The following is a 25,456-nucleotide window of genomic DNA, read 5'->3' as shown; positions in this document are numbered from 1 at the left end:
GCGTGCATCACGGGCAGCACTGGGTTAATCGTCGAGGCGCTCTTCTAGCTGGCGCACTTCGTAGGTGAGCTTGTCGAGAAACTGCATGCGCCGCATCAGGCGTTCGGCCTGTTCGCGTTGCGCCGCATCATCCCAACAGGCTGCGAAGCTTTCGTTGAGCTCATCCTGGGCGGTTTTCAGACGACGCTTGAAGACCGCAACACCGGCTATATCGGCTTCGTCCTGCAAGTCTTCGAGCTCTTCGCGCCACTGCATCTGCTGCATGAGGAAGTCCGGATCGTGCACCGTAACTTCCAACGGCAACTCGCCACCGTTCAGGGCGAGCAGGTAACGCGCGCGTTTCGCGGGGCTTTTGAGCGTCTGATAGGCTTCGTTGAGGCTGGCCGATTGCTCAAGGGCCAAGCGCTGCTCACGCTCGGAAGCGTCAGCGAAGCGGTCTGGATGCACCCCACGCGCCAATTCACGGTAGCGCGTGGCGAGCTGCTCAAGGTCCAGCCGAAAGCTCGGCTGCAGCTCGAATAAAGCGAAATGACAAGGAGTACCCACGAGTAGCCTCAGATGTTGAAGCTTTCGCCGCAGCCACATTCACCGCGCACGTTAGGGTTGTTGAACTTGAAGCCTTCGTTCAACCCTTCCTTGACGAAATCGAGTTCGGTGCCGTCCAGGTAGGTCAGGCTCTTGGGGTCGATGATCACTTTCTCGCCGTGACTTTCGAACACCTGATCCTCTTCAACCACCTCGTCGACAAACTCCAGCACGTAGGCAAGGCCGGAACAGCCCGTGGTGCGTACACCCAGACGAATCCCCTCACCTTTACCGCGCCCATTCAGGGAGCGGCGAATGTGCTGCGCAGCCGCTTCTGTCATGCTGATAGCCATCGTTGACTCCTTACTCGTCGCCAAATGCTTAGATCAAGCCTTTCTTCTGCTTGTAGTCGCGAACGGCTGCCTTGATGGCATCTTCAGCGAGTACGGAGCAGTGGATTTTCACCGGCGGCAACGCCAGTTCTTCGGCCAACTGGGTATTGCTGATAGTGACAGCCTCATCCAGGGTCTTGCCTTTCATCCATTCGGTCGCCAGGGAGCTGGAGGCGATGGCCGAACCGCAGCCGTAAGTCTTGAATTTGGCGTCTTCGATAACGCCAGCATCGTTGACCTTGATCTGCAGGCGCATCACATCGCCGCACGCCGGGGCGCCGACCATGCCGGTGCCGACATCTGGATCTTCCGCGTTCATCTTGCCGACGTTGCGCGGGTTTTCGTAGTGGTCGATGACCTTTTCGCTGTAAGCCATGGTACTGAATCCTCACTCATCAGGGCCGCTCTGGAACCCTGTAGAAACGCCTGCGTTTTCCGCCACGTTCCTACAGAGCTTGGGTGGCGGCTTCTATAGTTAGTGTGCCGCCCACTCGATCTTGGAAATATCGACACCGTCTTTGTACATGTCCCACAGTGGCGACAGAACGCGTAGCTTGTTGACGGCTTCGCAGACCTTCTGCGCGGCGTAGTCGACTTGCTCTTCAGTGGTGAAGCGGCCGAACGTAAAGCGGATAGAGCTGTGGGCCAGTTCGTCGTTGCGGCCCAGGGCGCGCAGTACGTACGAAGGCTCAAGGGACGCCGAGGTGCAGGCCGAACCGGACGATACCGCCAGGTCCTTGAGCGCCATGATCAGCGACTCGCCTTCAACGTAGTTGAAGCTCAAATTCAGGTTGTGCGGTACACGGGCGGTCATGCTGCCGTTGATGTACAACTCTTCAAGATTTTCGACCTGCTTGTAGAAGCGATCGCTCAGGGCCTTGATGCGCACGTTTTCGGCAGCCATGTCTTCCTTGGCTACACGGAAAGCTTCGCCCATGCCGACGATCTGGTGGGTCGCCAGGGTGCCCGAACGCATGCCGCGCTCGTGACCGCCGCCGTGCATGGTGGCTTCGATGCGCACGCGAGGCTTGCGGCTCACGTACAGCGCGCCGATGCCTTTAGGGCCGTAAGTCTTGTGGGCCGAGAACGACATCAGGTCGACTTTCAGCTTGGACAGGTCGATATCGACCTTGCCGGTGGACTGAGCAGCGTCGACGTGCAGCAACACACCCTTGGAGCGGGTCAGCTCGCCGATGGCGGCGATGTCGTTGATCGTGCCGATTTCGTTGTTCACGTGGATCACCGAAACCAGGATGGTGTCTTCACGCATCGCAGCTTCGATCATCGCCGGGGTGACGATACCGTCGGTGGTTGGCTCAAGGTAGGTGACCTCGAAACCTTCACGCTCCAGTTGGCGCATGGTGTCCAGGACAGCCTTGTGCTCAATCTTGGTGGTGATCAGGTGTTTGCCTTTGGTCGCGTAGAAATGCGCCGCGCCCTTGATAGCCAGGTTGTCGGACTCGGTGGCACCGGAGGTCCAGACGATTTCGCGCGGGTCGGCATTGACCAGGTCAGCGACCTGGCGACGAGCGTTCTCGACCGCTTCCTCGGCTTTCCAGCCGAATACGTGGGAACGGGAGGCCGGGTTGCCGAAGTTTCCGTCGACCAGCAGGCATTCGCTCATTTTTTGCGCGACACGCGGATCAACCGGGGTGGTCGCTGAGTAATCAAGGTAAATCGGCAATTTCATGGACTTTCTCCTAAATCAGGCTGGCTGGCGTGCCGTTAGCTCTTCGGCTGTCACTCGACGGCGGACGCTTCGATCTTGTCCAGACGCGGCGCCTTGGTGTTGCAACGGCGCTGGTCCTGACGCTGGGCTACTTCTTGCACCTCACGGCGAGTCACAAGATCAGCCAAGCTGATACCACTCAAAAACTCATGGATCTGCAGGCTCAAGTCACACCACAAGTGGTGTGTCAGGCAGGTGTCGCCGGCATGGCAGTCACCCAAACCCTGGCATTTGGTGGCATCGACGGATTCGTTGACCGCGTCGATCACCTGGGCCACCTGAATACCCTGCATGTCGCGGGACAGCTGATAGCCGCCACCCGGACCGCGAACGCTGGAAACCAGATTGCTACGGCGCAATTTGGCGAACAACTGCTCGAGATAGGACAGGGAAATGCCTTGGCGCTCGGAGATATCGGCCAGGGACACCGGCCCAGTTTGCGCGTGCAAGGCCAAGTCGAGCATGGCGGTCACCGCGTATCGGCCTTTTGTAGTCAGTCTCATGGACAAGTACCAAGGTGTTTCAGAATGGGAGCAAGTATGCGATTCCCGAGTATTTAAGTCAACTATAAGACCTAGTACTTTAGTCAGGATTACCCGTAAAAAAAGGGCGCGCGAATCATAGCAGGATGGGGTGGGATCGAACAGCGCAACCAGGCCTGCTGCAAGACCACCGAGCCAATGGAGATCAAATGTGGGGGCTGGCTTACTTGCGATAGCTGTCTATCAGCTTGCTTATAGGTTGCTGGCCCACCGCAATCGCAGGCAAGCCAACTCCCACAAGAGGCCGCGTTCAGCCTGCCTTGGTGGTAGCGGCTTCGTCCTTGATTTCAGCAAAATCTTCCTCACGCAGTTCAGGCAAGTCTTTGGCACAGTACGGGCTGCCCAACTCCTTCAGCGCCCCGCACATACCCTCCAGCTTGCCGTCCACCGCCTGCAAATGATCAAGCAATTGACCAATCGCACGAGCCACCGGGTCGGGCATATTTTCACTGACGCCATAGGCATCGAAACCAATCTTCTCCGCCATCGCCTTGCGCTTGGCCTCTTGCTCATCACCGACTTGCGGCTTGACGATGATGCGGCCAGGAATACCCACAACCGTAGCACCCGGCGGCACAGCCTTGGTCACTACCGCGTTGGAGCCAACCTTGGCGCCGGCACCCACGGTAAACGGCCCGAGCACCTTGGCGCCCGCCCCTACTACCACGCCATCGCCCAGCGTTGGGTGGCGCTTACCCTTGTTCCAGGTGGTGCCGCCGAGCGTCACACCTTGATAGAGGGTGACGTCATCGCCGATCTCGGCCGTCTCGCCAATCACAATACCCATGCCGTGGTCGATAAAGAACCGACGACCTACCTTGGCACCCGGATGGATCTCAATACCGGTCAACCAACGCCCAAAGTTCGATACCAGCCGCGCCAGCCACTTCCAGCCCATGCCCCACAGGGCGCCGGACAAGCGGTGGATCCAGATCGCGTGCATGCCCGGGTAGCAGGTCAGCACTTCAAAGGCGTTGCGCGCCGCCGGGTCACGGTGGAAAACACTTTGGATATCTTCTCGCAAACGCTCGAACATTTTTAATCCTTCCGCTCAAGAAGCTCACCACGGGCCGCTTTCTGGGTTTCCGTGAGGATGCCACGCAATATGTTCATTTCAGCCCGGCTCACCGAGCTGCGGCCGTACAAACGACGCAGGCGCGCCATCAAGTGCCGTGGCTTTTCAGGGTCGAGGAATTCGATGGCGACCAGGGTTTGCTCCAAGTGCTCATAGAACCGCTCCAGCTCGTCCATGGTGGCCAACTCGCCACTTTTGGTCGATGCAACCTCTTCCTTTTCCATTTTGCTCGGCTGGCCAGCAGCGGCCAGCCAGGCCATGCGCACTTCATAAGTCAGCACCTGCACCGCAGCCCCGAGGTTCAGCGAGCTGAACTCAGGGTCTGAGGGAATATGCACGTGGTAATGACATCGCTGCAGCTCTTCGTTGGTCAGGCCGGAGTCTTCACGGCCGAATACCAAGGCGATTTCAGCACCGCCAGCAGCCTCTTCCACCATTTTGGTGCCGCATTCACGCGGATCCAGCAGCGGCCAAGGGATACGACGATCACGGGCGCTGGTGCCGAGCACCAGATTGCAGCCGACCAAGGCATCCTCCAAGGTGGCGACCACTTGGGCATTTTCAAGCAAGTCATTGGCGCCGGACGCACGGGCATCAGCCTCGTGGTGCGGGAATACCCGCGGTTCGACCAGCACCAGGCGCGTCAGCCCCATGTTTTTCATGGCTCGCGCCACCCCGCCGATGTTGCCGGGATGACTGGTATTGACCAAGACGACACGAATGTTTTGCAGCAAGGGAGGCGCTCGCGGACACAGGAAAGGGGAGCAAATCTTACAGAACCGCCTAAGGTTATGCCATGAAAGCGAACGTCGTCCTTCACCTGAGGAAAGTTTCTGCTAGAATGCTCGGCTTTCTTTAACAACCTTAGGTGACCTATCCATGCAGCCCATGCTGAATATCGCGCTGCGCGCCGCCCGCAGCGCCAGTGAATTGATCTTCCGCTCCATCGAGCGCCTGGATACCATCAAGGTCGACGAAAAAGACGCCAAGGATTATGTATCCGAGGTGGATCGCGCCGCCGAACAGAAAATCATCGACGCCCTGCGCAAGGCCTACCCTACCCACGGCATCCTCGGTGAAGAAACCGGCCTGCACAAAGGCAGTGGCGAAGGTGAAGACTACCTGTGGATCATCGACCCACTGGATGGCACCACCAACTTCCTGCGCGGCATCCCGCACTTTGCCGTGAGCATCGCCTGCAAATACCGTGGCCGCCTGGAACACGCCGTTGTGCTGGACCCGGTTCGCCAGGAAGAATTCACCGCCAGCCGTGGCCGTGGCGCCCAACTGAACGGCCGCCGCCTGCGTGTCAGCGGCCGCACCAGCCTGGAAGGCGCCCTGCTGGGTACCGGCTTCCCGTTCCGTGACGACCAGATGGACAACCTGGAGAACTACCTGGGCATGTTCCGCGCCCTGGTTGGCCAGACCGCCGGCATCCGCCGTGCCGGTGCAGCCAGCTTGGACCTGGCGTATGTAGCCGCCGGTCGCTTTGATGCGTTCTGGGAGTCGGGCCTGTCCGAGTGGGACATGGCAGCAGGCGCCCTGCTGATTCAGGAAGCAGGCGGCCTGGTGAGCGACTTCACCGGTGGTCATGACTTCCTGGAGAAAGGCCACGTCGTGGCTGGCAACACCAAATGCTTCAAGGCAGTACTGACGGCGATCCAGCCGCACCTGCCGGCTTCGCTGAAGCGCTAAGCGAGCGAGCACAAAAAAGCACCCCGCGGGGTGCTTTTTTTATGCGTGGGATTTAGCAAAAAACCAATTCCAACTGATTCAATACAATCCAATCTGGGAGCTGGCTTGCCTGCGATGGCGGGCTGCCAGCCAACTGATTAGTTACTGACCCACCGCTATCGCAGACAAGCCAGCTCCCACACTTGGATCGAAACCAGACCTGGGGATTACTGCTGGTTCTGACCCAGGATCAGACGACCTTCCTTATCCACCGGGATCTGGCTGCCAGGGTCGCGCTCCATACGCACGGTACCTTCCTTGCCGTCCAGGTTGTAACGCACGTCATATCCGACCACCTTGTCACTGATGTCGTTAACGGTGTTACAGCGAGTTTGCGTAGTGGTGTAGGTATCGCGGTTCTGCATACCTTCCTGAACCTTGTTACCGGCGTAGCCACCACCGACCGCACCGGCCACGGTGGCCAGCTTCTTACCGTTACCGCCACCAATCTGGTTGCCCAGCAGGCCACCCGCAAGGGCACCCACCACGGTACCGGCGATCTGATGTTGGTCCTGCACCGGACGTTGCCGGGTCACAGTGACGTCCTTGCAGACCTCACGCGGGGTTTTGATCTGGGTTTTAACCGGCTGCACCGCCAGTACTTGCGCATACTCAGGGCCGCTTTTTACCAGGCTGTAGGTGGCAACAGCGCCTCCGGCAGTCACACCGACAGCACCCAATACCGCACCAACCAGCAACGACTTGTTCACATGAACCTCCTGACCATCACAAGCGGACCGAAAGATCCGCGCTATACCCAGCCTTGGAGCAAAAAAAAAGGCGCGAGTTCAATACTCGCGCCTTTCTTGTAACAGCGGATCAACAAACGCCCATCAAGGACGGTCGTCGACCTCCTTGTCGGTAGCGGCAGGAGGGATCAAGTCTTCGCTGTTGAGGTTCAGCCAGATCAGCACCACGTTGGCGATGTAGATCGACGAGTAGGTACCCGCCAGAACGCCGATAAACAGCGCCAGGGAGAAGCCCCACAGGTTGTCGCCACCGAAGATCATCAACGCAGCAATCGCCAGCAAGGTGGAGATCGACGTCGCCATGGTCCGCAGCAGGGTCTGCGTGGTGGAGATGTTGATGTTCTCGATCAACGTCGCCTTGCGCAGCACGCGGAAGTTCTCACGAACCCGGTCGAAGACCACAATGGTGTCGTTGAGCGAGTAACCAATGATCGCCAGCACAGCCGCCAGTACGGTCAGGTCGAAGGTGATCTGGAAGTAGGCCAGGATACCCACGGTCACGACCACGTCGTGGATCAGCGACACAATGGCGCCGACACCGAACTTCCACTGAAAGCGGAAAGCCAGGTAGATCATGATGCCGACCAGCGCCATCAGCATGCCGAGGCCGCCCTGGTCGCGCAGCTCTTCACCCACTTGCGGGCCGACGAACTCGACGCGCTTGACCGATGCCGGGTTGTCGCCACCCACCTTTTGCAAGGCCTCGGCTACCTGGTGACCCAGTTGCGGGTCTTCGCCAGGCATGCGCACCAACAGGTCTGTGGTGGCGCCGAAGCTCTGCACAACGGCTTCGTGATAGCCGGCCTTGACCAGCTCGCTGCGCACCAGGGTAACGTCGGCCGGCTTCTCGTAGGTCAGCTCGATGAGCGTACCGCCGGTGAAGTCCAGGCCGTAGTTCAGGCCCTTATGGAACCAGCTGAACAACGCCAGAACGGTAAGGAGCACGGTGACGCCGAACGCAACGTTGCGAACGCCCATGAAGTTGATTGTACGTAACATGGCAGCCCCTTAAATCCACAACTTCTTGAAGTCACGCCCGCCAAAGATCAGGTTGACCATTGCGCGGGTCACCATGATGGCCGTGAACATCGAGGTAAAGATCCCGAGGGACATGGTCACCGCAAAGCCTTTCACCGGGCCCGTGCCCATGGCGAAGAGAATCCCGCCGACCAACAAGGTGGTCAGGTTGGAGTCGAGGATCGCGGTAAATGCCCGGCCGAAGCCTTCGTTGATTGCACGCTGTACGGTCATGCCGGCGGCGATCTCTTCACGAATCCGCGAGAAGATCAGCACGTTGGCGTCCACCGCCATACCCATGGTGAGTACGATACCGGCGATACCTGGCAGGGTCAGTGTGGCGCCCAGCAACGACATCAAGGCCAGCAGCATCACCATGTTGCCCGCGAGGGCGACAGTGGCGATCACACCAAAGAAGCGGTAGATGGCGATGATGAACAGCGACACGAACAACATACCCCACAGCGCCGCATCGACACCCTTGGTGATGTTGTCGGCACCCAGGCTCGGGCCGATGGTACGTTCTTCAGCGAAGTACATCGGTGCCGCCAGGCCACCGGCACGCAGCAGCAACGCCAGCTCGGAAGACTCGCCCTGGCCGTTCAGGCCAGTGATACGGAACTGAGCACCCAGCGGCGACTGGATGGTCGCCAGGCTGATGATCTTTTTCTCTTCCTTGAAGGTTTGCACTGGCACGTCTTTCTCGACGCCATTGACCATCTGCTTGGTGTAGGTGGTCACCGGGCGCTGCTCGATGAAGATCACCGCCATGCTGCGACCGACGTTGCTGCGCGTGGAGCGGCTCATCAGTTCGCCACCGTGGCCATCCAGACGGATGTTCACTTCAGGCGTGCCGTGCTCGCCGAAACCGGCCTTGGCGTCGGTCACCTGGTCACCGGTGATGATCAAGCCACGCTCGATCAGCGCTGGAGGGCGGTTGCCTTCGCGGAATTCGAATTCTTCGGAAGTGGCACGCGTAGCGCCTGGGTCTGCCGCGAGACGGAACTCCAGGTTGGCGGTCTTGCCGAGGATACGCTTGGCTTCAGCGGTGTCCTGTACGCCTGGCAGCTCAACCACGATGCGGTTGGCGCCCTGGCGCTGCACGATCGGCTCGGCGACACCCAGCTCGTTGACGCGGTTACGGACCGTGGTCAGGTTCTGCTTGATGGAGTATTCGCGGATTTCAGCGATCTTGGCCGGGCTCATCGCCAGACGCAGCACCGCTTGACCATTGAGGTCGGCCGGTACGATGTCGAAGTCATTGAAGTTCTTGCGGATCAGCGCACGGGCCTGTTCGCGGGATGCTTCGTCAGCAAAGCCCAGCTGGATGGCGCCGTTGAGCTGCGGCAGGCTGCGATAACGCAGCTTCTCTTTGCGCAGCAGGCTCTTCACGTCGCCTTCGTAGACCTTCAGACGTGCGTCCAGGGCCTTGTCCATGTCGACTTCCAGCAGGAAGTGCACACCACCGGACAAGTCCAGACCCAGCTTCATCGGGTGCGCGCCAATGCTGCGCAGCCATTGTGGCGTGGTCTGGGCCAGGTTGAGCGCGACAACGTAGTCGTCACCCATGGCCTTGCGTACGACATCCTTGGCCGGCAATTGGTCTTCTTGCTTGGTCAGGCGCAACAAGCCGCCTTTGGAACCAGCCGCCAAGGTTGCCGCTTTAACCTGGATGCCCGCGTCGTTGAGCGCTTTGCTCGCACGGTCCAGATCAGCCTGATTGACCTGCAGCGAAGTGCTGGCGCCAGAGATCTGGATCGCCGGGTCATCAGGATAGAGATTGGGAGCGGAATAAATAAAACCGATCGCCAGCACCGCCAGGATCAGTACGTATTTCCACAGAGGGTATTTGTTCAGCATCACGCCGCCCGCTTATAACGCGGGGCGCCTTGCGCGCCCCGTCGATTGGTAAAGGTTGTTACTTAGATCGCTTTGAGCGTGCCTTTAGGCAGCGTGGCGGCGATGGCGCCCTTCTGGAACTTCATTTCCACGGTGTCGGAGACTTCCAGTACCACGAAAGCATCGGAAACCTTGGTGATCTTGCCGGCGATACCGCCAGTGGTCACGACTTCGTCGCCTTTTTGCAGGCTGCCCAGCAGGTTTTTCTGCTCTTTGGCGCGCTTGGCCTGTGGACGCCAGATCATCAGGTAGAAAATGACCAGGAAGCCGACCAGGAAAATCCACTCGAAACCACCGCCCATAGGGCCGGCAGCAGCAGGCGCAGCGGCGTCAGCCATGGCGTTAGAGATAAAAAAGCTCATTTAGCACTCCAGTTGCAAATAGTGAATCTTAGGGTCGGAAAACTCAGTCCAAGGGCGGCACAGGGAGGCCACGCTTGGCATAGAAGGCATCGACGAAGGCGGCCAATGTACCCTGTTGAATAGCCTCGCGCAAACCAGCCATCAGGACTTGGTAATGACGCAAATTGTGGATGGTATTCAACATGCTACCCAGCATTTCCCCACACTTGTCCAGATGGTGCAGATAAGCACGGGAGAAGTTCTGGCAGGTGTAGCAGTCACAGGTAGGATCCAGCGGCGAATCATCATGGCGATGGAACGCGTTACGGATCTTCAGCACGCCTGTATCGATGAACAGATGCCCATTGCGGGCATTACGGGTTGGCATCACGCAATCGAACATGTCCACACCGCGGCGCACACCCTCTACGAGATCTTCCGGTTTGCCAACGCCCATAAGGTAACGAGGTTTGTCTGCGGGCATCAGGCCTGGCAGGTAATCGAGCACCTTGATCATTTCGTGCTTGGGCTCGCCCACCGACAGACCGCCGATGGCCAGGCCGTCGAAGCCGATCTTGTCGAGGCCTTCCAGCGAGCGTTTGCGCAGGCTTTCATGCATGCCGCCCTGGACAATACCGAACAGCGCCGCCGTGTTATTGCCATGGGCGTTCTTCGAACGCTGGGCCCAACGCAGCGACAGCTCCATGGAGATACGCGCCACGTCTTCATCGGCCGGGTACGGTGTGCACTCGTCGAAAATCATCACGATGTCCGAGCCCAGGTCACGCTGCACCTGCATCGACTCTTCCGGGCCCATGAACACCTTGGCGCCGTCGACCGGCGAGGCGAAGGTCACGCCCTCTTCCTTGATCTTGCGCATGGCGCCCAGGCTGAACACCTGGAAACCACCGGAGTCGGTAAGGATCGGGCCTTGCCACTTCATGAAGTCATGCAGGTCGCCATGCTTCTTGATCACTTCCGTGCCCGGGCGCAGCCACAGGTGGAAGGTATTGCCGAGGATAATCTCGGCACCGGTGGCGACGATGTCGCGGGGCAACATGCCTTTGACGGTGCCGTAGGTGCCGACCGGCATGAAGGCCGGGGTCTCCACAGTGCCGCGCGGGAAGGTCAGGCGGCCGCGACGGGCTTTGCCGTCCGTAGCGAGCAATTCAAACGACATACGACTCATAAGTTGTCCTCAGGGCCGCGCGGCGCCGGGTTACGGGTGATAAACATCGCATCACCGTAGCTGAAAAAACGGTACTCGTTAGCAATGGCGGCCTGGTAGGCAGCCATGGTTTCCGGGTAACCGGCAAATGCCGACACCAGCATCAACAGCGTGGATTCCGGCAAATGGAAGTTGGTGACCAGGCAATCGACCACATGAAAAGGTCGCCCTGGAAAAATGAAGATATCGGTGTCGCCACTGAACGGCTTGAGCACGCCATCACGCGCTGCACTCTCCAGCGAACGCACACTGGTGGTGCCCACGGCAACCACTCGACCGCCACGCGCCTTGCACGCCGCCACCGCATCCACCACGTCCTGGCTGACTTCCAGCCACTCGCTGTGCATATGGTGGTCTTCGATGTTATCCACACGCACCGGCTGAAACGTACCGGCCCCCACGTGCAGGGTCACATAGGCCGTGTCGACGCCCTTGGCGGCAATCGCATCCAGCAATGGCTGGTCGAAATGCAGCCCGGCAGTCGGGGCGGCGACGGCGCCGAGGCGCTGTGAGTACACGGTCTGATAGCGCTCGCGGTCCGCGTCTTCATCGGGGCGGTCTATATAAGGAGGCAACGGCATATGGCCGACGCGCTCCAACAACGGCAACACTTCTTCGGCAAACTTGAGCTCGAACAAGGCATCGTGGCGCGCGACCATCTCGGCTTCGCCACCGCCCTCAATCAAGATGCTCGACCCCGGTTTGGGCGATTTGCTGGAGCGCACATGGGCGAGCACGCGGTGGCTGTCCAGCACCCGCTCCACCAGGATTTCCAGCTTGCCGCCGGATGCTTTCTGGCCAAACAGCCGCGCCGGAATCACCCGGGTATTGTTGAAAACCATCAGATCGCCTGGGCGCAAATGCTCAAGCAAATCAGTGAATTGACGGTGTGCGAGGGCACCGCTGACCCCGTCCAGGGTCAGCAGTCGACTGGCGCGACGCTCGGCCAAAGGGTGGCGAGCGATCAGCGAATCAGGGAGCTCAAAAGTAAAGTCAGCAACGCGCATGATGGGGTTCGTCTAGCAGGGCCGGGAAGTCTAGCGGAAATAGTGAAAATAGACCATGAAACGTGATTGACCAACGGTAATCTCATCTCTATACTTCGCCGCCATTGAGCCCTGATGGCGGAATTGGTAGACGCGGCGGATTCAAAATCCGTTTTCGAAAGGAGTGGGAGTTCGAGTCTCCCTCGGGGCACCATCTTAAAGAAAGACCTTGAAATTCAAGGTCTTTTTTTTCGCCTGCAAAAAAGTGCCAGGCGTGGCAGTGGAGGAAGCGGGACCATGGAGTTGACGCTTGAAGCGGTTGCGTTGTTTGCATTGAAGCTGGTGCATGAGACTGACGACGGCAGCCCGTTGCTGCGCGATGATCCCGTGATGGAGGGCTATGATCGCGAGGTGTTCGGGTTGTTGGTGCGCCAGGGAAACCTGGCCGAGATCCAAGTGAAGCTCGATGAATGCCTGTCTCTGGCACTCGACACCCTGGGTGGCGCCGATACCGTCATGGGTCGCGAGTTGCAGCGGCTCGCAACGAACGTGCGCGAAGCACCGACCCTGGAAATACTCGACGCCCCGCTCCACGCACTCAAGGATTACCTGAAAGCCATCCTGTGACGTGGACTTACTTGCGCCCTTCCACCGCCATCCGCACCGCCAAGCCCATCAATACCGACCCCATCAGCCAGCGCTGCAGCACCTGCCAACCAGGCCGGGTGACGAAGAACACCGCGATGGAACCCGCCATGCAGGCAATCACCGCGTTGACGCTCACGCTGATAAGAATCTGCAGGGAGCCCAGCGCCAGGGATTGCACCAGCACACTGCCATGACCGTTCGGGTCGATGAACTGGGGCAGCAACGACAAATACATCACCGCCACTTTGGGATTGAGCAGGTTGGTGACCAGCCCCATGGTAACCAACTTGCGCGGGCTGTCCTTGGGCAAGTCGCGCACCTGGAATGGCGAACGCCCACCCGGCTTGACCGCCTGCCAGGCCAGGTACATCAGATACAGCGCCCCGCCGAGCCGCAGCGCGTCGTAGGCAAACGGCACCGCCATCACCAACGCCGTGATACCCAGCGCCGCGCACACCATATACACCACAAACCCCAGCGCCACCCCGCCCAGGGAAATCAACCCGGCCGTGCGCCCCTGGCAGATGGAGCGGGAAATGAGGTAGATCATGTTCGGCCCCGGTGTCAGTACCATGCCGAGTGAAATCAGGCCGTAGGCGAGCAAGCTGGACATATCAGGCATGGATTGGCTCCTGGTTTTTTAAGCTGCCAGCGTGAAATCCTTCGCCGACGCGGTCGTGTTGAGCGTCATGCTAGGGGCTTGAAGGCCCAGGCGTTAGATACAGATCCGCAAGCAAAACGTCATACACCGGCGGCACCACCTACCCAGGACAGGCACATGATCGACTTCAACAACAAAGGCTTTTTCAAGCTCAAGCAAAACGACGAATACGCCGAGCGCGTAGCGGCCCTGCTGCTGGACGGCGAAGAAGTGGTCGACGCCTACAAGGCCATGCGCGACGGCGTCGTGTTCACCACCAAACGCATCATCGCGGTGAACGTGCAGGGAATTACCGGCAGCAAGAAGGACTTCACCTCATTGCCGTACAAAAACATCGTGGCGTACTCGGTGGAAACGTCCGGGACGTTTGATCTTGATTCGGAGTTGGAGATTTACTTTTCGTCGTTGGGGAAGGTGAAGTTCGAATTCACTGGCAAGACCTCGATCGTGGAAATCTCGCGGCTGATTTCCAAGCACCTGCTGAGTTGATCCACAGGCATAAAAAAGACATTGGCGTTTCAAGGTCTTTTTTATTGTGGTTCAACTGACGTACACCGGGCTCATCCTGCTCACAGCATCATTTCATAAGGTCCCATTGCCTTGCTAGTCTGCACCAAGCCCTGCCGCATCAACATTTCGAGATAGCTTCCCGCCTCCATCGCGGGCTTCTTCAACGCCCTCCTCTGCTTCTGCGCTGCTCCCAACACTGCCGCCTGATCCAAATCCCAGAGATCCGAAATAAAGTCATCCGGATGCATCGGTTCAATGTCATAGGCAGCCAATACATGCGGTGGAAAGTCTTTCAAATTGAAGGTCACGATAACCTCAGCTTTACTTCGAATGGCCGCTGCCAACACATGCCGGTCATCCGGATCTGGTAAATCCAAACTCGAACACAGGTCCTCATATCCGGTCACCAGAGCGTCAGGTATCGCAATGTCCATAAGCGCCGACGTGCAGTCCACCTGAGCCGCCGTAAGATCGGGTCGGTTCTTGAGTACGTTGCGCTTCCACTCATCCTGAATCTGGGCAGTCCATCGCGCTCGATACAAACCAGACAAACCAAGCCACATGAGTAAGTCCCTAAGTGCCGCAGGATAGAGAACACAAGCGTCGTATACCGCAGTAAAGGGCGAACACCTCATCCGTCATACCCCATTCCCAACTCCTGGGCCTGTTGAACCAGCGCTTCCATTGCCTCTTGGCTTTGCTCGTCACGCCGTTGCTTGAACGCCATCAAATCCGAAAAGCGGACTCGCCGATGTCGACCCGTTTTTGTAAAAGGGATAGCGCCGTCCTCGAGCATTTTGACCAAATGCGGGCGTGACACATTAAGCAGGTCGGCCGCCTCCTGCGAGGTCAACTCGGCATGAACCGGCACTACCTTGACGGCATTGCCGAGCGCCAATTCGCCCAGAATATCGACCAGCAGGCGCAGTGCGGAGGTTGGGAGTACAAGCCTGTGTGGCTTATCTTCTTTGTCGAAGATGTCGATGCGCTGGGTTTCAAATTTGGTCGACAATAGGGACGCTAATTCACGCTGGCCTTGCACTGCCGCCTCGACTTCTTTTTCCAGCGGAAGGATCGTTTTTGGAAGGTTGTTGATGGTCATGATGCAACTCCGGTCTTGCGCAATTCAGTTGAGGTCAACGCTAAACGAAACAAACGAAAATCGCAATATTCGAAACAATGCGGCGACTCACGTACCAGTCAACTTTTCCCACATCAACTGAAAATTGAGCTGATATCGGTTCCTGACTCCCCCTCATAGGCTCACTCCCTCGCGCAAGGAAGTGAATCGGTCATGTCAGAACGCTTTTATCCACCCACCGAACAAGCGTTACTCAAGCGACGAATCCTCACCCGGCAACCGTCGCGTATGCCGTATTCGCCTACTGTCGATTTTTTCGAGCCATCCCCTGCCCCGCCACCTACACCAGCCAAACCTCCCGGCTGCGTCTTCATCAAGCCATGCCAACTGCCTGACGGTATCGCCCATTACTCGAGCCCCACCGGTTTTGTTCCACTGGAACTGATCAAGGAGTACAGCCATTTAAGTCTGTTGGGCGGGCGCGAAGTGGACGCCCGAGGCGCGGTTGCCTTGCGCAAGATCAGCGGCAGTGCACTGCCAGCCGGCTTAGGGCAGTTGGCATTGCGTACAGCGTTTTTGGAATCGGCGGCCACAGTCAGCGCATCCGTCGCTGGTAGCCTGTTGACAGGGTTGGTAGCGCTGGCTTGGCCGTCGGATCTAAGTGATAGCGCGCTCTACAACGAGGAACAATTGCGTTCGCTGCAACGAGCGCGTTCGCAGATGCGGCTGCATATCGAGCAACGCGACGACGGCACGCTCAAGGGGTATGGGTTTTACACAGGTAACAATGCCGATTGGCAGATGATTGATGTGGTGCAATTTCAAAACCGCAGTGGCCAGTTAGTAGCAGATTTGAATAATGGCGTAGAGCTGATCTGGACGCCCTCCGTTGATCCAAATGACACCTTAGGTATTCCGGCATTGGAGGCTGCGCCGCAAGCACCGGTGATCTGGATCTACCCACCGACGGGAACGGCGGCGCAGATTCTGGTTAACCCTATTTACCCACCGGACTATCGGGATTTTATTCTGGTGTTTCCGGCGGAGTCGGGGGTTCGGCCGCTGTATGTGGTGGTAGGTGCCAAGGCTGGGGATCACAAGTACCACAAAGCGCCTAACACTGAACAAATAACTGGCTTTGAAAAACTGATAAAAGCAAAACCCAAGACTCCCAGACAAGGAGGCGCCGGGCTGAGAGAACGCTGGATTGAGGAAAAAGGTCGGAAGATCTATGAATGGGACTCTCAGCACGGGAAGCTGGAGGTTTATCTAGCAAGTGATGGGAGCCATATAGGTGCGTTCAACCACATAAGCGGCGAGCAGCTAAAAGGGCCGATCAAAAAACGAAACATCAAAAAATATTTGTGAGGACTACATGGGACTAAAAATAAGGTTGGAATGGTTCGACAGAACCACAGAGAGGCTAAGAGGAACGGAAAGTTCAGCGGACTGCGGAGATGACTATTCGGTGATTTCCACGCTCGGGTTGTTGAGCGCAGCGGAAGTCAATAACGGCATGTTTGAATTGCGCAGGGAATGGCTATCAGTGATACAGCCGCGCTTTTCTCATGAAATTGCTCTTTCAGAAAGTGACTACTTCATCGCATTTGATTACGAAGTTTCAAACGAGTAATGACTCAAAGAATTCAGCCTGAGCTATAGCAGATGAAAAAGCAAATGGTGCACAAGTGACCCGTTCCTCCCTCATCAAAATTGACCTTAGCCGCATCCAGAACCACAAAGAACTTCACGCCACGCTGTGCACTTCACTCAACTTTCCCAACTGGTATCGCCAAAACTGGGATGCTTTTTGGGACGCCATCACCGGCTTGGTAGAAATGCCTGATACGCTTGAGTTTTCTGATTGGGATATTTTTTCAGAGCACCTACCCCGCGATGCCAAGATGCTATGGGAGTGCTTGGCTGAACTCGCGACCCTTTTACCCGGACCTTGCGTCGCGGGTTCAGCAAGGCTTTTTTGTAGGAGCGAGCTTGCTCGCGAAAACGTCAACGATCACGCGTGCTTCCTGAATGAATGCGACGCCTGTGAGCTTTTCGCGAGCAAGCTCGCTCCTACAGAGGACAGAGGACGGTGATGCGTGCCAGCCTGGGCATCTCACTTGGGCTGGAATGTCTCCAAATACGCCAGGATATTTTCAATCTTCTCCTGGTCACTGATCCCCCAGAAGATCATCCGCGTGCCACTGACCACCGATTTCGGGTCTTCAATGTAGGCCGCCAGTTTTTCCCGCGTCCACACCACGCCCGAGTTCTTCATCGCATCCGAATACTGATAGTCCTGAGTGGTACCGGCAGGCCGGCCGATGATGCCGTTCAGTTCCGGGCCAAAACCACCCCGCGCCCCCTCACCAATGCTGTGGCAGCCGCCGCAGGTCTTGGTGAAGAGTTTGCCGCCCGCCTCGGCATCGCCCGCAGCGAACGCGGGTGCGGCGATAACGGTCAGGGCGAGGGTCAATAACACATACTTCATTCACGTCTCCCTATCGGCTGTTGCCTTGGATTATGCCTGTTCGACCGGCCTTTCTCCCAGCCGCTGCACCAGACGCACCAGATACCCGTCCGGGTCTTGCACGATGAACTGGCGCTGCCCGGCCTCCACGTCACCGGCTCGGTACCAGGCGTCCTCTACATCGCGGAACAAGGGCCAGCCGATCTGCGCCAAGCGTTGCAGGATGGGTGCTACGGCGGGCACATCGATTTGCAGGTTGATGCCGCGCCCGAATGGGGGCTGCAACGGTGCGGTAAGCCACTGGCCGGCCTCGGGGCCGTATTGTTCGAGCATGATTTGCGCGCCGTTAAGGTCGAGGTAGGCAAAGCCTTCTTCTGCGCGCTGATAGGCAATAGCGAAACCTAACTGTTCGATCCAGAACGCCAGGCTCGCGCCAAGGCGGGTGACGATCAGTTCAGGCACGAGTGGGTTACGGTCGAACATGGCATTCCTTGGATGGCAGGGTGGCGTTCACCTTAACGGATTGTCGTGCCCATGGCTCACAAGCAGCCAAATGACCACCCATCGTTTAAAAAACATCCAATCGAACCTATATACCCAACCCCTACTCCACCTTACTGAACCCCTGATGGTGGAGTAAGGATCATGGCTCAGCCATCGATTTTGGTATTGGAAGACGACGAGATCATTCGGGCGTTGATGGTGGATGTGCTGGAAGACTTTGGTGCGGTGGTGACATCGTTTGCATCGGCAGACGAAGGGATGATTTACCTGGAGCGCGGCGATGACCCGGTGGATTTGATTGTCAGTGATATTCAAATGCCCGGCTTGCTCAATGGTTATGACTTGAGCCGTGTCGTCGCCCACCGGTGGCCTGAAGTACAGGTAGTGCTGACCTCAGGTAATACGAAAATCGCCGCCGAGCTGGGCAGTTCCGTGCGGTTTCTGCCCAAGCCCTGGAGTACCGACCACTTGCTTGAGTGCGTGCAGACAGCATTGACGCACTAGGGCCAGTCCCGGGATTGATAGCAGCGCGATATCATTTCAACCGAACTTGAGGGCTAGTTCTGCGGTCATGTAAGGTGCAGGGAGCGACTTTTCTGATCCGATGGTCAGCCTTTTCGCTTCTGCGTTCAGCTGACGACAATGAGTCGTGTAGAATCGTCGCCCATTTTCACGCGTCATTCATGGCCGACAGGCCCACAGTTCGAGCTCATTGAATGCATTCACAGGCCCATGACGTTAGTGCGCCCTCCTTGTTGGAAACGTTGCGCACGGGCACGGGCCTGCTGCATGTGGCGTTGGAACAGCGCCTGCCGTTTTTTTCCGAGCGCCTGGATGCCCAGTGGTATCGGCGCTTGCTGCAGGCGTACCACGGCTTTTATCAGCCAATGGAAGCGGCGCTGTATGACAGCGGTTTGATTCCCGACGGATATGAGTCTGCGTTGCGTGTGAAAACGCCAACCCTGGTCCATGACCTGCACGCGCTCGGCCTGACTGAGCACGCCATCCATGCCCTGCCTCGCTGTACCCAGCTCCCCGTATTAGACACACCAGCTGCGTGCCTCGGCGCCCTGTATGTGCTGGAAGGCGCCACCCTGGGCGGCCAAGTGCTGCGCCGGGAAATAGCCCTGCGCCTGGATGTGAACGCCGACAACGGCGGTGCCTTTCTCAATGTATACGGCGCCGAGACCGGACGGCGCTGGAAAGATTTCCTCGATTATCTGGGCCGTCAGCCACTGGATACAGATGCCGCCGTGCGCGCGGTGATGGCGGCCCGCTCGACATTCAGCGGCTTTGAGCAATGGCTCGACAGCCAGGAGGTATTGCTATGAAACCCGAAGATTTTGAAGAGCTGCTTGCCAACTGCGCCGACGAACCCATTCGTTTTCCGGGGGCCATCCAGCCCCACGGCGTGCTGCTGACCTTGTCGGAACCTGGCCTGAACATCATTCAGGTAAGTGCCAACGTCGGTACGTTGTTCGGCCACGCCCCCGAGGCGCTGTTGGATCAACCGTTGCACAGATTGATTGGCGAGGAGTACGCCCAGGCCGTGCAAACCATGGCCGAGGACAGCGCATTCCTGGACTCGCCGCCCCTGCTGATAACCTTCAAGGGTGAGCAGTTCGAAGGCCTGTTGCATCGCCATCAGGGCGTGTTAGTGCTGGAATTCGAACCACGGCTCAAGGATTTCAAACCCCGAGCGCACAGTGGCCGCACCAGCGACCTGGGCAAGATGCTGCACCGCCTGCAATCGGCAAAGACCTTGGAGGCGCTCTACGCCATCACCGTCAACGAAATCCAGGCCATGACCGGTTATGACCGGGTGCTCATCTATCGCTTCGAAGAGGAAGGCCATGGTCAGGTGATCGCCGAGGCCTCGGCGCCGTCCATGGAATTGTTCAACGGGCTGTTCTTCCCCGCGTCCGACATCCCCGAGCAGGCTCGCGAACTGTATCGCACCAACTGGCTACGGATCATCCCGAATGCATCCTACGAACCGGTACCGCTGGTGCCCAAATTGCGCCCGGACACCGGGCAGCCTCTGGACCTGAGCTTCGCCACCCTGCGCAGCGTGTCGCCGATTCACTGCCAGTACATGCAGAACATGGGCGTGTTGTCGTCCATGAGTATTTCACTGATGAAGGGCGACAAACTCTGGGGCCTGATCAGTTGCGGCAACCGTGAGCCGCTGCTGGTGCCCAACGACCTGCGCATGGCCTGCCAGACCATCGGCCAGGTGCTGTCATTGCAGATCAGTGCCATGGAGGCCCTGGAGCTGAGCCGCCAGCGCGACGAGAAAGTCGAAGCGCTGGCGCTGCTGGATCGGGCGATGAAAGCCTCTGCCAATAACGTATTCGACGGCTTGGCCCAGCAAGGCCGACTGCTGATGGACCTGACCCTCTCCGGCGGCGTGGCGATCATCGAAGACAAGCAATTACACCGCTACGGCAACTGCCCGGAACCGGCGCAGATACGCGCGCTGCACAAGTGGTTGCAGGGCGACGGCGCACCGGTATTTTCCAGCCATAACCTGGCCTCGGTTTATCCGCCGGCCGCCGAATACCAGAGCGTGGCCAGCGGCGTGCTCGCCATGAGCTTGCCCAAGCCTGTGGATAACGGGGTGCTGTGGTTTCGCCCGGAAGTCAAAGAGAACATCCACTGGAGTGGCGACCCGCAGAAGCCGCTGAATCTGGAAACCTGCGACGCGGGCATGCGCCTTCGCCCACGCACCTCGTTTGAAATCTGGAAAGTGGAAATGGCTGGTATCTCCACCAAGTGGAGCCATGGCGACCTGTTTGCCGCCAACGATTTGCGCCGCTCGGCCCTGGAGAACGACCTGTCCCGCCAAGTGCTGCGCGAGCAACAAGCGGTGCGTGCGCGGGACGAGCTGGTCGCGGTGGTTTCCCACGACCTGCGCAACCCCATGACCGTCATCTCCATGCTCTGCGGCATGATGCAAAAAGCCTTCAGCTCCGATGGTCCCCACACTTCACGGCGCATATCTTCCGCCATTGACACCATGCAACAGGCTGCCGGGCGCATGAACGTGTTGCTGGAAGACTTGCTCGACACCTCGAAAATCGAAGCCGGGCGCTATGTGGTCAAGCCGGTGGCGCTGGACGTCAGCCAGATTTTTGAAGAGGCGTATTCGCTGCTGGCGCCCTTGGCCTCGGAAAAGGGCATCGACCTGTCGTTCAATGTCGAGCCTGGCCTGCAAATCAAGGCCGACCCGGAGCGCTTGTTCCAGGTGCTGTCGAACCTGATCGGCAATGCGATCAAGTTCACTCCGCGCCAGGGCAACATCGGCATCAGCGCCATGAGCGCCGGCGAGGAGATTGTATTTTCGGTGCGCGACTCCGGTGAGGGCATTGCGCCGGACGATTTGCCCCATGTGTTCGATCGCTATTGGACCCAGACTGAAAACAACCCCACCGGCAGCGGGCTGGGGCTGTATATCACCCAAGGCATCGTTAAGGCGCATGGCGGCAGGATCGAAGCCGAGAGCAAGCAGGGTCAGGGCAGCGAGTTTCGATTTACCGTACCGAAGGTGACGATTGAGGCAAACAACTGAGCCATTTGCCGGCAGGGGCAACCATATTGCCCCTGCTGCCCCATAACCGAGGACGGAAAACCAAACATATACTCATACAACATTGCATTTCTTTAAAAAAGTTTCAAAATAAAACAACCAAAATTCAACAATAAAACCAACTCAGCCATCACAAACAGAAACATAGAACACCTCGCAAAAAACACCGAACTCCACTAACTTACGCCGAGCACTGTTACAGGGAAGAACATGCCATGTAAACCATGCCATTAATAGTGAGGCGTTACCGTGTTCAATTCTACCGGCTTTAATCCCGTCAATACTTACATTTCCCAATCCGCCCCCGACCAAGACACCCAAGCCAGCGAGAAGGTCAACTCACGCTCGAAACGAAGCCTCGATCAAATCGCTCCCGATAATTCGATTAATGACAATGGGGTCACCGCAGACAGAGGCGGCAGACGTAATGGTGGTGGCTTGGACAGTCTCGGCAAAGGCCATGTTCTTTGAGTAAACTTACTTAAGCGCAACTACTAAATAAGTAGCGCCCAGGGCGCTGCTTATTCATTAATAGCCACAACATATTACTGTCTGACGTTCGTTGACGAAATGCCGACATTTTCAGCGTTATACTGAGTGCTTGTCTTGTTAGTGAGCCGATCGCGTCATGCCTGAACTGCAGTCACTTCCCCCCGTACTTGCCGGCCCGTTGCTGCGCCGCCTGGAACCAAAGCGTGTGGTGCTATGGCTGGTGGCGAGCCGGGAACTGAAGCTGGTTATGAGGCTGCAGCACGCTCAGGGATCAACGCTGGATATTCACCTTCATGCACATTGTCAGATCGTTCCCGTCGGGCGCCATTCGTTTATCCACTTGATCGATGTGCCCCTGACTGACGCCCTGCCTCTGGATGTAAACATCCACTATGACCTGTTTATTGACGGCTGCGGAATAGCCCAGTGGGCACCCCATCTGCTGTACGCAGGCGCCACGCTGCCCGATTTCGTCGTGCATGGGCGCATCCACCAACTGGTCCACGGCTCCTGCCGCAAGCCTCACCATCGCGCTGATGACGGGTTGCTGTGCATTGATCGTCTGCTGGCGCAAGCTCCCACCGTGGCACAACGCCCCGCCTTGCTGATGATGAGCGGCGACCAGGTCTACGCCGACGACGTCGCGGGGCCCATGCTGCGGGCAATTCATGAATTAATCGCGCGCCTGGGCCTGTTCGACGAATACCTGGAAGGGGCCGTGGTTGACGACAGTGCCGCCCTCTACGGGCATCGCGCCAGCTATTACCATCGCGCCGACCTGCTCCCCGCGCTGGACAGTAACGAGACCTTGCGTGAGCGCTTTTTCGGCGGCGTGAAGAAACCGATTTTCACCAGCAGCACCGCCGATAATCACCTGGTGACCTTTGCCGAAGTGATCGCCATGTACCTGCTGGCCTGGTCGCCCACACCGTGGACACTGATCTCCCCCCAACCGCCGCAACTGAGCGCGCAAGAACAGCAGCGTTATGCCCGCGAACAGATACAGATCGATCAATTTCGCAGTGGCCTTCCAGGGGTCGCCCGGGTATTCGCCCACCTCTCGACCCTGATGATCTTTGATGATCACGACATCACCGACGACTGGAACCTCAGCGCCCAATGGGAAGAAACTGCCTACGGCCATCCCTTCTCCAAACGCATCATCGGTAATGCGTTGATGGCCTATCTTTTATGCCAGGGCTGGGGCAACCAGCCCAAGGTGTTTGGCGAACTGGTGAGCCAAACCCAGGCACTTGCCAACCAGGCGCAAGACAACCACCTGGACGCCACACAGCAGGATGAGCTAGTCACCACACTGCTGAAATTCCAGCAGTGGCACTACGTATTGCCCACCACCCCGGCGCTGGTGGTACTCGACACCCGCACCCGACGCTGGCGCAGCGAGTTCACCCTCAAGCAACCTTCCGGCCTGCTGGACTGGGAAGCCTTGAGCGAACTGCAACAAGCGCTACTGGACCACCCGTCAGCCATCATTGTCTCGCCCGCGCCGGTCTTTGGCGTCAAGCTGATCGAGACGGTGCAGAAGGTTTTCAGCTGGTGTGGCTTCCCACTGCTGGTGGACGCCGAGAACTGGATGGCCCACCGCGGCGCTGCCCAAGTGATTTTGAATATCTTCCGCCACTCGCGCACGCCGGGTAACTACGTGATCCTTTCCGGTGATGTGCATTACTCGTTTGTCTACCAAGTGCTGATCCGCCACCGCAACGGCGGCCCCAATATCTGGCAAATCACCAGCAGCGGCATCAAGAACGAGTTCCCGCCGCGCCTGCTGGAATGGTTCGACCGCCTCAACCGCTGGCTCTACTCCCCGCGTTCGCCGCTTAACTGGTTTACCCGCCGCCGCACCATGCAGGTGGTGCCCTATATTCCAGAGCACGCCGAAGCGGGTGAGCGGCTGTGGAACTCGGCGGGCATTGGCCAGGTGTTTTTCAATGAGCAGGGCCAACCGCAAGCCATTTACCAGCACAACGCGGATGGGAAGCCTCGAACAAAGATGATGGCGCCAGAAAAATAGCGTTTCGCCACTCGTCAAAAGCAGCACACCTGCCCTATTCAAAGCGCGCAAGCGCCGATGTACAGTAGCGCCAGCCACGGAGTATCGGCGTCAACCATGACTGGCCTTGGGCGCCAGCCCCCGCAGGAAGCGTGCAGATGGACGATACATCCGGCAAAGAACCGCTACGCCATGAGGTTTCCGACCTTAACGTCGACCTGTTGCACGCCATCATGGAGTTGGTCAGTGATGGCATCTGGGACTGGAATGCCAATACCGGCTTCGTCTACCGCAATCCCGGCTGGTACGAAATGCTTGGCTACTCCCACCACTCCCTGGAAAACAGCGTCTTCACCTGGGAGAACGTGATCCACCCCGAGGATTACCCTCGCGTGATGACGGTGTTCGATGACTACATCAGCCTACGCGCCGCTCATTACCGGGCCGAATACCGTTGTCGCAAAAAAGACGGTACGTACCTCTGGATCGAGGACCGCGGCTACGTCATTGCCCGCAACCCCGACGGTTCAGTGGCGCGCATGGTCGGCGCACACCGCGATATCCATACGCGCAAATGCTCCATCGAACAGTTGCAAAAGCGCAACCAGTCTCTGGAAGCGCTGGTCGCGGAGCGCACGCTTGAGTTGTCGCGCGTCAACCAGCAACTGCAATTACAACTGGACGAAAACCGCTCTTTGGCCGAGCGGGACGCCCTGACGCGCATCGCCAACCGGTACCGCCTGGAAAAAGTGCTGCTGGAGGAATGCGACCGCGCCGAACGCTTCCGCCTGCCCCTGGCACTGGTGGCCATGGATGTCGATGACTTCAAGCCGATCAATGACCAATACGGCCATGGCGTCGGCGACCAGACCCTGATACGGGTAGTGGAACATCTGGAAGCCTGCGTACGCAAAAGCGACTTGCTGGCGCGCTGGGGCGGCGATGAGTTTATGGTGGTGCTGCCCAAAAGCAGCCTGGACGAGGCCAAAGAGTTGGCCGAAAGGATTCGCCATAAAATCAAGGAGGCGGCCCCCGTGGGCGCCTTGAACCTTACCCTGAGCCTGGGCGTGGTGGAGCGGCGCATGGGCGAGTCCCCGGCTGCGCTGATGGCGCGGGCCGATCAAGCCTTGTACCGATCCAAGGCGGCGGGCAAGGATGGGGTGTCGGAATAGTCGCAGCTCCTTCCAAGGTGGAATGACACGGCGACTTTATTTCGTTTGCGGCAAGGCCGGGCGCGCGGCTTAGATAGCGCTGCGCCCACCACTGCCGA

At 58.2% G+C, this 25,456-nt stretch carries 30 protein-coding genes and 1 tRNA gene; 13 read left to right on the top strand and 18 right to left on the bottom strand.

What is annotated here, in order from left to right:
- Positions 1-24: 24 nt before the first annotated feature.
- The 7 genes from hscB to trmJ form a co-directional block, all read right to left on the bottom strand.
- A complete protein-coding gene (gene hscB, locus OC445_RS12485; protein WP_034128027.1) occupies positions 25-546 on the bottom strand; it encodes a co-chaperone HscB in 522 nt (173 codons plus the stop codon).
- A gap of 8 nt (positions 547-554) precedes the next feature.
- The gene (gene iscA, locus OC445_RS12480; protein WP_003209680.1) at positions 555-878 is read right to left on the bottom strand and encodes an iron-sulfur cluster assembly protein IscA; all 324 of its coding nucleotides are present in this window, start codon (positions 876-878) and stop codon (positions 555-557) included.
- A gap of 28 nt (positions 879-906) precedes the next feature.
- Positions 907-1,293 (bottom strand): Fe-S cluster assembly scaffold IscU, encoded by a 387-nt coding sequence (gene iscU / locus OC445_RS12475; protein WP_003175965.1) that lies wholly within the window; start codon positions 1,291-1,293, stop codon positions 907-909.
- Positions 1,294-1,392: 99 nt separating this feature from the next.
- Positions 1,393-2,607 (bottom strand): IscS subfamily cysteine desulfurase, encoded by a 1,215-nt coding sequence (locus tag OC445_RS12470; protein WP_003194019.1) that lies wholly within the window; start codon positions 2,605-2,607, stop codon positions 1,393-1,395.
- A 50-nt stretch (positions 2,608-2,657) separates the two neighbouring features.
- Positions 2,658-3,149 carry a Fe-S cluster assembly transcriptional regulator IscR gene (gene iscR, locus OC445_RS12465; RefSeq protein WP_003194020.1) on the bottom strand — a complete coding sequence of 164 codons (492 nt, stop codon included), beginning with the start codon at positions 3,147-3,149 and terminating at the stop codon, positions 2,658-2,660.
- A 289-nt stretch (positions 3,150-3,438) separates the two neighbouring features.
- Positions 3,439-4,224, bottom strand: coding sequence for a serine O-acetyltransferase (gene cysE, locus OC445_RS12460; protein WP_262020170.1), 786 nt, complete (start codon positions 4,222-4,224; stop codon positions 3,439-3,441).
- 2 nt (positions 4,225-4,226) lie between these two features.
- Positions 4,227-4,997 (bottom strand): tRNA (cytosine(32)/uridine(32)-2'-O)-methyltransferase TrmJ, encoded by a 771-nt coding sequence (gene trmJ / locus OC445_RS12455; protein ID WP_054922019.1) that lies wholly within the window; start codon positions 4,995-4,997, stop codon positions 4,227-4,229.
- A 145-nt stretch (positions 4,998-5,142) separates the two neighbouring features.
- Here trmJ and suhB point away from each other — a divergent pair, with 145 nt between their 5' ends.
- Positions 5,143-5,958 carry an inositol-phosphate phosphatase gene (suhB, locus tag OC445_RS12450; protein ID WP_005791195.1) on the top strand — a complete coding sequence of 272 codons (816 nt, stop codon included), beginning with the start codon at positions 5,143-5,145 and terminating at the stop codon, positions 5,956-5,958.
- Between the two features lie 206 nt (positions 5,959-6,164).
- Here suhB and OC445_RS12445 read toward each other — a convergent pair whose 3' ends face one another.
- The 6 genes from OC445_RS12445 to queA form a co-directional block, all read right to left on the bottom strand.
- On the bottom strand, positions 6,165-6,707 hold the full coding sequence (locus OC445_RS12445; RefSeq protein WP_003194023.1) for a glycine zipper 2TM domain-containing protein: 543 nt from the start codon (positions 6,705-6,707) through the stop codon (positions 6,165-6,167).
- A 123-nt stretch (positions 6,708-6,830) separates the two neighbouring features.
- The gene (secF, locus tag OC445_RS12440) at positions 6,831-7,745 is read right to left on the bottom strand and encodes a protein translocase subunit SecF (protein ID WP_003194024.1); all 915 of its coding nucleotides are present in this window, start codon (positions 7,743-7,745) and stop codon (positions 6,831-6,833) included.
- 9 nt (positions 7,746-7,754) lie between these two features.
- Positions 7,755-9,623: a protein translocase subunit SecD gene (gene secD / locus OC445_RS12435; RefSeq protein WP_262020169.1), complete on the bottom strand. Its 1,869-nt coding sequence runs from the start codon at positions 9,621-9,623 to the stop codon at positions 7,755-7,757.
- A 62-nt stretch (positions 9,624-9,685) separates the two neighbouring features.
- The gene (gene yajC, locus OC445_RS12430; RefSeq protein ID WP_003175975.1) at positions 9,686-10,024 is read right to left on the bottom strand and encodes a preprotein translocase subunit YajC; all 339 of its coding nucleotides are present in this window, start codon (positions 10,022-10,024) and stop codon (positions 9,686-9,688) included.
- A 43-nt stretch (positions 10,025-10,067) separates the two neighbouring features.
- Complete coding sequence (gene tgt / locus OC445_RS12425) at positions 10,068-11,183, bottom strand: tRNA guanosine(34) transglycosylase Tgt (RefSeq protein WP_175550971.1); 1,116 nt, start codon at positions 11,181-11,183, stop codon at positions 10,068-10,070.
- A gap of 5 nt (positions 11,184-11,188) precedes the next feature.
- Positions 11,189-12,238 carry a tRNA preQ1(34) S-adenosylmethionine ribosyltransferase-isomerase QueA gene (queA, locus tag OC445_RS12420; RefSeq protein ID WP_034128030.1) on the bottom strand — a complete coding sequence of 350 codons (1,050 nt, stop codon included), beginning with the start codon at positions 12,236-12,238 and terminating at the stop codon, positions 11,189-11,191.
- Positions 12,239-12,346: 108 nt separating this feature from the next.
- Between queA and OC445_RS12415 the strand changes: the two genes are divergently transcribed.
- Positions 12,347-12,431, top strand: a tRNA-Leu gene (locus OC445_RS12415).
- Between the two features lie 83 nt (positions 12,432-12,514).
- Positions 12,515-12,844, top strand: a complete 330-nt coding sequence (locus tag OC445_RS12410) for a hypothetical protein (protein WP_054897815.1) — start codon at positions 12,515-12,517, stop codon at positions 12,842-12,844.
- A gap of 7 nt (positions 12,845-12,851) precedes the next feature.
- Here OC445_RS12410 and OC445_RS12405 read toward each other — a convergent pair whose 3' ends face one another.
- Entirely contained in the window at positions 12,852-13,487 is a 636-nt protein-coding gene (locus OC445_RS12405; protein WP_054897816.1) for a LysE family translocator, read from the bottom strand.
- A gap of 156 nt (positions 13,488-13,643) precedes the next feature.
- On the opposite strand from OC445_RS12405, the gene OC445_RS12400 reads away from it, so the two are divergent.
- The gene (locus OC445_RS12400; RefSeq protein ID WP_019817496.1) at positions 13,644-14,015 is read left to right on the top strand and encodes a PH domain-containing protein; all 372 of its coding nucleotides are present in this window, start codon (positions 13,644-13,646) and stop codon (positions 14,013-14,015) included.
- Positions 14,016-14,095: 80 nt separating this feature from the next.
- On the opposite strand, the gene OC445_RS12395 is transcribed toward OC445_RS12400, so the two are convergent.
- Together OC445_RS12395 and OC445_RS12390 are read right to left on the bottom strand one after the other, a co-directional pair.
- Complete coding sequence (locus OC445_RS12395; protein WP_054922014.1) at positions 14,096-14,671, bottom strand: PIN domain-containing protein; 576 nt, start codon at positions 14,669-14,671, stop codon at positions 14,096-14,098.
- Entirely contained in the window at positions 14,668-15,138 is a 471-nt protein-coding gene (locus OC445_RS12390) for a helix-turn-helix domain-containing protein (protein ID WP_054922011.1), read from the bottom strand. The genes OC445_RS12395 and OC445_RS12390 overlap by 4 nt, the downstream gene beginning before the upstream one ends.
- A 192-nt stretch (positions 15,139-15,330) precedes the next feature.
- On the opposite strand from OC445_RS12390, the gene OC445_RS12385 reads away from it, so the two are divergent.
- The 3 genes from OC445_RS12385 to OC445_RS12375 are packed head-to-tail and all read left to right on the top strand — an operon-like array spanning position 15,331 to position 17,213.
- On the top strand, positions 15,331-16,485 hold the full coding sequence (locus tag OC445_RS12385; protein WP_054922009.1) for an S-type pyocin domain-containing protein: 1,155 nt from the start codon (positions 15,331-15,333) through the stop codon (positions 16,483-16,485).
- Positions 16,486-16,492: 7 nt separating this feature from the next.
- A complete protein-coding gene (locus OC445_RS12380) occupies positions 16,493-16,750 on the top strand; it encodes a colicin E3-like toxin immunity protein (RefSeq protein WP_082430498.1) in 258 nt (85 codons plus the stop codon).
- 55 nt (positions 16,751-16,805) lie between these two features.
- Positions 16,806-17,213: a barstar family protein gene (locus OC445_RS12375; RefSeq protein WP_309595830.1), complete on the top strand. Its 408-nt coding sequence runs from the start codon at positions 16,806-16,808 to the stop codon at positions 17,211-17,213.
- 20 nt (positions 17,214-17,233) lie between these two features.
- Here OC445_RS12375 and OC445_RS12370 read toward each other — a convergent pair whose 3' ends face one another.
- Both OC445_RS12370 and OC445_RS12365 read right to left on the bottom strand, forming a co-directional pair.
- Complete coding sequence (locus tag OC445_RS12370) at positions 17,234-17,608, bottom strand: c-type cytochrome (RefSeq protein WP_034128041.1); 375 nt, start codon at positions 17,606-17,608, stop codon at positions 17,234-17,236.
- Between the two features lie 30 nt (positions 17,609-17,638).
- A complete protein-coding gene (locus tag OC445_RS12365; RefSeq protein WP_054897818.1) occupies positions 17,639-18,070 on the bottom strand; it encodes a bleomycin resistance protein in 432 nt (143 codons plus the stop codon).
- A gap of 162 nt (positions 18,071-18,232) precedes the next feature.
- Between OC445_RS12365 and OC445_RS12360 the strand changes: the two genes are divergently transcribed.
- The 6 genes from OC445_RS12360 (at position 18,233) to OC445_RS12335 (ending at position 25,358) form a co-directional block, all read left to right on the top strand.
- Positions 18,233-18,595 carry a response regulator gene (locus tag OC445_RS12360; protein ID WP_003194033.1) on the top strand — a complete coding sequence of 121 codons (363 nt, stop codon included), beginning with the start codon at positions 18,233-18,235 and terminating at the stop codon, positions 18,593-18,595.
- Between the two features lie 212 nt (positions 18,596-18,807).
- Complete coding sequence (locus tag OC445_RS12355; protein WP_054922006.1) at positions 18,808-19,422, top strand: biliverdin-producing heme oxygenase; 615 nt, start codon at positions 18,808-18,810, stop codon at positions 19,420-19,422.
- On the top strand, positions 19,419-21,662 hold the full coding sequence (locus OC445_RS12350) for an ATP-binding protein (RefSeq protein ID WP_057975057.1): 2,244 nt from the start codon (positions 19,419-19,421) through the stop codon (positions 21,660-21,662). The genes OC445_RS12355 and OC445_RS12350 overlap by 4 nt, the downstream gene beginning before the upstream one ends.
- A 267-nt stretch (positions 21,663-21,929) precedes the next feature.
- Entirely contained in the window at positions 21,930-22,151 is a 222-nt protein-coding gene (locus OC445_RS12345) for a hypothetical protein (RefSeq protein ID WP_125919832.1), read from the top strand.
- 157 nt (positions 22,152-22,308) lie between these two features.
- A complete protein-coding gene (locus OC445_RS12340; RefSeq protein WP_054922001.1) occupies positions 22,309-24,207 on the top strand; it encodes an alkaline phosphatase D family protein in 1,899 nt (632 codons plus the stop codon).
- 137 nt (positions 24,208-24,344) lie between these two features.
- The gene (locus tag OC445_RS12335; RefSeq protein WP_054896957.1) at positions 24,345-25,358 is read left to right on the top strand and encodes a sensor domain-containing diguanylate cyclase; all 1,014 of its coding nucleotides are present in this window, start codon (positions 24,345-24,347) and stop codon (positions 25,356-25,358) included.
- Positions 25,359-25,456: the final 98 nt, after the last annotated feature.

The sequence above is a fragment of the Pseudomonas sp. Pse35 genome, from assembly GCF_024519715.1.
Taxonomy (GTDB): Bacteria; Pseudomonadota; Gammaproteobacteria; order Pseudomonadales; family Pseudomonadaceae; genus Aquipseudomonas; species Aquipseudomonas paracarnis.
This window is presented reverse-complemented; position numbering and strand designations above follow the sequence as displayed.